Annotated in this window: 6 protein-coding genes and 1 pseudogene; 5 read left to right on the forward strand and 2 right to left on the reverse strand. The window is 60.2% G+C overall.

The features are described 5' to 3' along the window. Window positions 1-95: 95 nt before the first annotated feature. Complete coding sequence (locus AB5Y97_RS10955) at window positions 96-707, reverse strand: YitT family protein (protein WP_204382646.1); 612 nt, start codon at window positions 705-707, stop codon at window positions 96-98. A 243-nt stretch (window positions 708-950) separates the two neighbouring features. Between AB5Y97_RS10955 and AB5Y97_RS10960 the strand changes: the two genes are divergently transcribed. The 5 genes and pseudogenes from AB5Y97_RS10960 to AB5Y97_RS10980 all read left to right on the forward strand — a co-directional run. Continuing rightward, window positions 951-2,330, forward strand: coding sequence for a UDP-glucose/GDP-mannose dehydrogenase family protein (locus tag AB5Y97_RS10960; protein ID WP_368157873.1), 1,380 nt, complete (start codon window positions 951-953; stop codon window positions 2,328-2,330). Further along, on the forward strand, window positions 2,327-3,340 hold the full coding sequence (locus AB5Y97_RS10965) for an NAD-dependent epimerase (RefSeq protein WP_368157875.1): 1,014 nt from the start codon (window positions 2,327-2,329) through the stop codon (window positions 3,338-3,340). Before AB5Y97_RS10960 ends, AB5Y97_RS10965 begins: the two co-directional genes overlap by 4 nt. Before the next feature lie 110 nt (window positions 3,341-3,450). Beyond that, window positions 3,451-4,056, forward strand: coding sequence for a DUF2076 domain-containing protein (locus tag AB5Y97_RS10970; protein ID WP_368157877.1), 606 nt, complete (start codon window positions 3,451-3,453; stop codon window positions 4,054-4,056). A 204-nt stretch (window positions 4,057-4,260) separates the two neighbouring features. Continuing rightward, on the forward strand, window positions 4,261-4,449 hold the full coding sequence (locus AB5Y97_RS10975) for a hypothetical protein (protein WP_368157879.1): 189 nt from the start codon (window positions 4,261-4,263) through the stop codon (window positions 4,447-4,449). A gap of 155 nt (window positions 4,450-4,604) precedes the next feature. Further along, window positions 4,605-5,141, forward strand: a pseudogene (locus tag AB5Y97_RS10980) (lytic transglycosylase domain-containing protein); the annotation flags it as partial. A gap of 40 nt (window positions 5,142-5,181) precedes the next feature. Here AB5Y97_RS10980 and AB5Y97_RS10985 read toward each other — a convergent pair. Further along, window positions 5,182-6,269 (reverse strand): IS3-like element ISAs22 family transposase gene (locus tag AB5Y97_RS10985; RefSeq protein WP_088821966.1). Its coding sequence is split into 2 segments (ribosomal slippage): window positions 5,182-6,017 and window positions 6,017-6,269, totalling 1,089 coding nucleotides; the frame shifts between segments, so codons are not numbered across the junction. Window positions 6,270-6,340: the final 71 nt, after the last annotated feature.

The following is a 6,340-nucleotide window of genomic DNA, read 5'->3' on the forward strand; positions in this document are numbered from 1 at the left end:
CGAACAAACCCCAGGGTAGAAACAGACGAGGCGGCCATCAGGCCGCCTCGTGCTATCGGGTCACTCTTGTCTTATCGTGTCACGGCTGCCGCTTGTCAGGCAATCTGGTAACGGCCCGGCTTGTGGTTGAGTGTCAACACCAGATTACAGATAACCGCCGCCACGATGGAGAGCGCCAGGATCCAGGGCTGCACCACGAAAAACGAGGCAACAACAATGGCGCAATCGAGCCCCATCTGCAGCTTACCCGCCCGGATGCCAAAGCGATCCTGAATAAAGAGCGCCAGAATGTTGAAGCCCCCCAGACTCGACTTGTGACGGAACATAATAAGCAGCCCCATGCCAATCAAGGTACCGCCGATCAGCGCCGCATAGAGGGGCTCTATCTTGCCGATCTGCAACACCCCGTTGAGGTGATCGGTCATGTAGGAGACCGCCGCCACCGAGACAAAGGTGTTGAAGGTAAAACGTGGCCCCATCCGCAGCCATGCCAGCGCATAGAAGGGCAGGTTGATGCCGAAAAACAGCAGGCCAAAGCTGATGCCGGTCACCTTTTGCAGCAGCAGTGCCAGCCCGGCAGTCCCGCCGGTGAGCAGGCCAACCTGATGAAATAGAAAGATGCCGAGGGAAACAAAGCCGGCCGCCGTCAGCAGGGCCAGCACATCCTCATAGACGGGATGGGCAGTGCGAATCGAGGTGTTATCCATAACCTGTATCCAAGCGAAGTAAAGAGAGAGTGTCTGTCGCCTGCCGTTGCGGGCGGGCTGCGAGCCCTTTCCACAGGGCTTCGTTATGGGGTCCAGTCTATTTTTTGTGAAAAGGATCACAACAGCCCGGCTGAACGCCCCATTCTGGTGCCTGTCATCTGGCATTGACACCCGCTGCACCAAGATGCAGCATGCCGCGGTTTAAGCGCGCCATCACTCCATTCACAGCACGAGGCACTTTTCATGAAGGTCACCATTTTTGGCACAGGCTATGTCGGGCTGGTGCAGGCCGCCGTTCTGGCCGAGGTGGGCCATCAGGTCTGCTGCGTGGATGTGGATGATGAACGGATCGCCGCCCTCAGGCTGGGGCAGATCCCCTTCTATGAGCCGGGGCTGGCCCCGCTGGTCGAGAGCCATCTGGCCAGCGGCCGCCTGAGCTTCACGGTCGATCCCGCCATTGGCGTGGCACACGCCGACCTGCTGCTGATCGCCGTGGGCACCCCGGCTGACGAGGATGGCTCGGCCGACCTGCAACATGTGCTGGCGGTGGCCGACACCATAGGCCGACTGATGAGCCGCCCCAAGCTGGTGGTGACCAAGAGCACTGTGCCGGTCGGTACAGCGCAGCAAGTAAGAGAACACATTGAGCTGCAGTTGGCCGAACGGGGGCTGACCCTCGCCTGCGAGGTGGCGGCCAACCCCGAGTTTCTCAAGGAGGGAGCGGCGGTCAACGACTGCATGCGGCCGGATCGCATCATCATCGGCTGTGACAGTGAGCGGGCACTTGAGCAGTTGCGCGCCCTCTACGCCCCCTTCAACCGCAATCACGACCGGATCGTGGTGATGGATCTGCGCAGCGCCGAGCTCACCAAGTACGCCGCCAACGCCATGCTGGCCACCAAGATCTCCTTTATGAACGAGATGGCTGCCCTCGCCGAGCAGCTGGGGGCCGATATCGAGGCGGTGCGTCAGGGAATGGGAGCCGATCCCCGCATCGGTTACCACTTTATCTACCCGGGCTGCGGCTACGGCGGCTCCTGCTTCCCCAAGGATATCAAGTCGTTGCGCCATACCGCGGCGAGTGTCGGCTGCGACGCCCCGCTTTTAGCGGCGGTCGAGCAGGTCAACCAGCGCCAGCAACAGAAGATGGCGCAAACCCTGCTGACCCGCTTCGGCCCGGATCTGCGTGGCCACACCTTTGCCCTGTGGGGACTGGCGTTCAAACCCGGCACAGACGATATGCGCGATGCGCCGAGCCGCCCGCTGCTGGCCGCCATCTGGGCTGCCGGTGGCCGGGTGCAGGCCTTTGATCCCAAAGCGATGGGGCGTACCCATGAGCTTTACGGCCAGCGGCCGGATCTGCTGCTCTGCCCGACTCAGGAATCTGCGCTGGAAGGGGCCGATGCTCTGCTGATCTGTACCGAGTGGCAGGCGTTTCGCGCCCCCGATTTCCAGCAGTTGAAGGCCCTGCTCAACCAGCCCGTCATCATCGATGGCCGCAACCTCTATGACCCCCGCCAGCTCAGCGAGCTCGGGTTTGACTATCACGCCATCGGGCGGCCACATCTTCCCGCCAAAAAGCCGCCTGCCAACACCAGTTGCAACCCGGAGACTAAACCATGATCTATCTGGTCACCGGCGTCGCCGGTTTTATCGGTTTTCATGTAGCCAGCCAGCTGTGCGCCGCAGGTCATCGGGTGGTGGGGATCGACAACCTCAACGACTACTACGAGGTGAGTCTGAAAGAGGCGCGGCTGGCCCAGCTGGCCAGTTTCCCCCATTTTCACTTCGAGCGGCTGGATCTGGCGGATCGTGAAGCCATGGCGGCCCTGTTTGCCCGCCATCGCTTCGAGCGGGTGATCCATCTGGGGGCGCAAGCGGGGGTGCGCTACTCAATCGACAATCCGTTCGCCTATGCCGACAGCAACCTCACCGGTATGCTGACGGTGCTGGAGGGGTGTCGTCACCACGGGATTCAGCATCTGCTCTACGCCTCCTCCAGCTCGGTCTATGGCATGGGGGATCAGATGCCCTACTCCACCGCGCAGCAGGTAGATCACCCCGTCTCCCTCTACGCCGCCACCAAGAAGAGCGGCGAGCTGATGGCCCACGCCTACTCGGCGCTCTATGGCCTGCCCACCACAGGGCTGCGCTTCTTTACCGTCTACGGCCCCTGGGGCCGCCCCGACATGGCCATCATCAAGTTCACTCGCGCCATCCTCGCGGGAGAGCCCATCGATGTGTACAACCACGGCGATCTCAGCCGCGACTTCACCTATATCGACGACATCGTCGAGGGGATCCTCGCCGTGGCCGACCAGCCGCCCCGCCCCAATCCCGATTGGCACGCCAGCGAGCAGAGCGCGGCCGAGAGCGCCGCCCCCTACCGCATCCTCAATATCGGCAACGGCCAGCCGGTACGGCTGCTCGATTTTATCGAGGCGCTGGAAGAGGCCATCGACAAACCCGCTATCAAGCGGATGCTGCCGATGCAGGCAGGCGACATGCACGCCACCTGGGCCGACAGCGAGCCGCTGCACACCCTCACCGGCCTGCGCCCCGCCACGCCCCTCAAGCAAGGTGTTGCCGAGTTTGTCCGCTGGTATCTCGACTACTACCGGCCCGCCCGCTGACGAGCGCGGGTAACCCCTCGGTCATTGATGAGTTAATCAGATACCACTGATGCCCCGCGGGTTTTAGGATGGCTAAACGCACTGTCTGCGCACCATAGCGAGGATTTGAGATGCAATCACAGGAACAGGGTCTGATCGATGGACTGTTCGACCGCCTCAAGAAAGCGCAAGCCAGGGATAGCAAGCGAGACCAACAAGCGGATCAGCTGATCCGCCAGCATCTGGCCCAGCAGCCCGATGCCCCCTACTACATGGCCCAGGCGCTGCTGCTCCAGCAGGCTGCCCTTACTCGCCTCAACGAGCGGGTCAAGGAGCTGGAAGCCAGCCAGAGCGCCCCAAATGGTGGCAGTTTTCTCTCCGGCCTGTTTGGTAGCGAAAGCAGCCCGCCCCCGCGCTTTACGCCACCACCGGCAACCGCTTCTGCCCAGCCTGCATCCCGTGCCAGCTCCTTTTTAGGGGGCGCCCTGCAAACCGCCGCCGGTGTGGCCGGTGGCGTGATGCTGGCCGATATGATCGGCGGACTGTTTCACAACAATCGGCCCGAGGAGATCATCGACATCATAGAGCCAGCGCCCATCGCCAATCCGGTCGATGCGGAACCGGTGCGCTGGGACGGCTGGGATTCACCTCCCGATGCTGGCAGCAATTTTCTCGACGACGATAGCCAGAGTAGCGGCTGGGCCGACAGTGACGATAACAACGGCGGTTTCTTCTGACCGTCAAACCATTACTGGCCCCGCACCTAGCGGGGCTCAACTCGATACGAAACCCATGACTATGGAAAGTGTGATGACACCACGGATCGGCAGCGGCATGACGCGATATACTCAGCGCGCTTCGTGCCACCCGGGAACAACTCCCGACCCCAGGCGCTCTGTCCGTGGCCACGCAACACCCCCATGACGACAAGGAGCCACCTCATGATCCGAACCCTGCTTTTGACCGGTGCCGCCATTGCGGCCTATGCCCTGACCCAGAACCACTCTCTGCTTCCCCTGCTCAGCCTGCTGGCCCTGCTTTCGCTCTGGGTTGTCAGCGAAGTTGGCAGCTTCTATCGCACGCTTCCTCCCGCCGTGCTGGATGAGCAGGAGTATCACCACGACTTCTAACCGGATGAAAAATGGTGTTAAACTGTCGAGATGCCGTTAGTTCCATACCGTTTTGCTCTCTGAAATCAACCGGCTATAACAACAGGATCCACTGGGTTCGTGGCGATAGCAGCCATGTTCCTCTATATCTTCTGTACTCAAACAGGAGATAACCCATGAGGCACATCAGCGAAAACGGACTGTTTTTGCTGCTTTTTTTGTCGTTGTTACTGGCAGGTACGCCGCGGGCGATGGCACAAGGCAGGGATTTCAGACAGGCCCCCAAGGCGCTGACGGCGATCAAGCAGGGTCAAGTGGCCCAGCAACACGGCAATCTGCAAAAAGCCATCGCCCTCTACTGTGTCGCCGCCAGCACTGGCAACCCAGAGGGATATTTCCGGATCGGCCGCCTGCTCGCCACCGGCCCCGCCTCGGTGCGCAGCGCCAAGCTGGCCAACAGCTACCTCGCCATGGCAATGCGCCTTGGTAACCGACAGGCTGCACGCTACTACAACGCCCGCATCGGCAATGCTCCCATGGGTGATCAGTGCGGCATCGGGAGCCGTGGCGGTCAGGGTGGCTATCTGGCCGGGCTCCCCTCCACCCCCTTCAATGTCGACACCTGGATTGCACACCAGCCACCCGCAAAGCAAAAACTGGTCATCATGCTGCGCCACGCCGCCAAACACCATAAGGTGGATGCCAGGCTGGTACGGTAATCCCCCCATTTTTTGGAGCACTCAAAAGTAGAGGTCATGCGGCCTGTGCCAAGCGCTGTTTCGGCGTGTAGCCGCCCAGCGCCATATTGGGCCGCTCATGGTTATAAACCCACAGCCAGTTCGTGGCAAATTCCTGTAACTCATTCAGTGACTCAAACAGGTAATGGCCCAACCAGTCGTAACGCACAGTGCGGTTAAATCGCTCTATGTAGGCATTCTGCTGCGGGTTGCCTGGCTGGATATACCTCAGCGCAATCCTCTTCTGCTGCGCCCATTGCTTGAGCTCTTCGCTGATGTATTCCGGACCATTATCACAGCGGATTGCGGCTGGTTTGCCCCGCCACTCGATGACCTGCTCCAGCACCCGTTTGACTCGCGAGGCAGGCAAGGAAAAATCCACCTCGATGCACAGTGCTTCGCGATTGAAGTCATCGATCACATTAAACAACCGCACCGAACGACCATCGCTGAGCTGGTCATGCATAAAGTCCATCGACCAACAGTGATTCGGTTGGTCAGGGACTGCCAACGGCTCCGGCTTGGCGCGTACTAGCCGCTTCTTGGGTTTTATCCGCAGATTGAGCTCTAGCGCCCGATAGATCCGGTAGACCCGCTTGTGGTTCCAGCCAAAGCCTTTGACGTTACGCAGGTACAGGAAGCACAGTCCGAAACCCCAGTTGCGCTGGTTGGCGGTGAGGCGCAGTAGCCAGTCGGCAATCTCCTGGTTTTCATCAGCCAGCACGGGCTGATAACGGTAGCAACCCTCGCTCACCTTGAACACCTGGCAAGCCAGACGGATAGAAATGGCGTAATGAGCCACAGCCTTGGTCGCCATCTCCCTGCGGGCAGATGGCGTCACCACTTTTTTGCCATCGCCTCGGAGATGATCTCAGCCTTTAGGCGCTCCTCGGCATACATCTTCTTAAGGCGACGATTTTCCTCTTCCAGCTCTTTGAGGCGCGCCATGAGAGAGGCATCCATGCCACCGAATTTGGAGCGCCACTTGTAGAAGGTGGCGGAGCTGATGCCATGCTCACGGCAGAGCTCAGGGACGGGTGAACCAGACTCGGCCTGCTTGAGGATGGCGATGATCTGTGCATCGCTAAAGCGTGATGTTTTCATGTAGAACCTCCTGCGTTCAAGATACGAGAAAATTCTACTTATGAGCACCTCAGTTTTTCGGGGGGATTACC

It is taken from the genome of Aeromonas sp. R10-2 (genome assembly GCF_040908445.1).
Taxonomy (GTDB): Bacteria; Pseudomonadota; Gammaproteobacteria; order Enterobacterales; family Aeromonadaceae; genus Aeromonas; species Aeromonas veronii.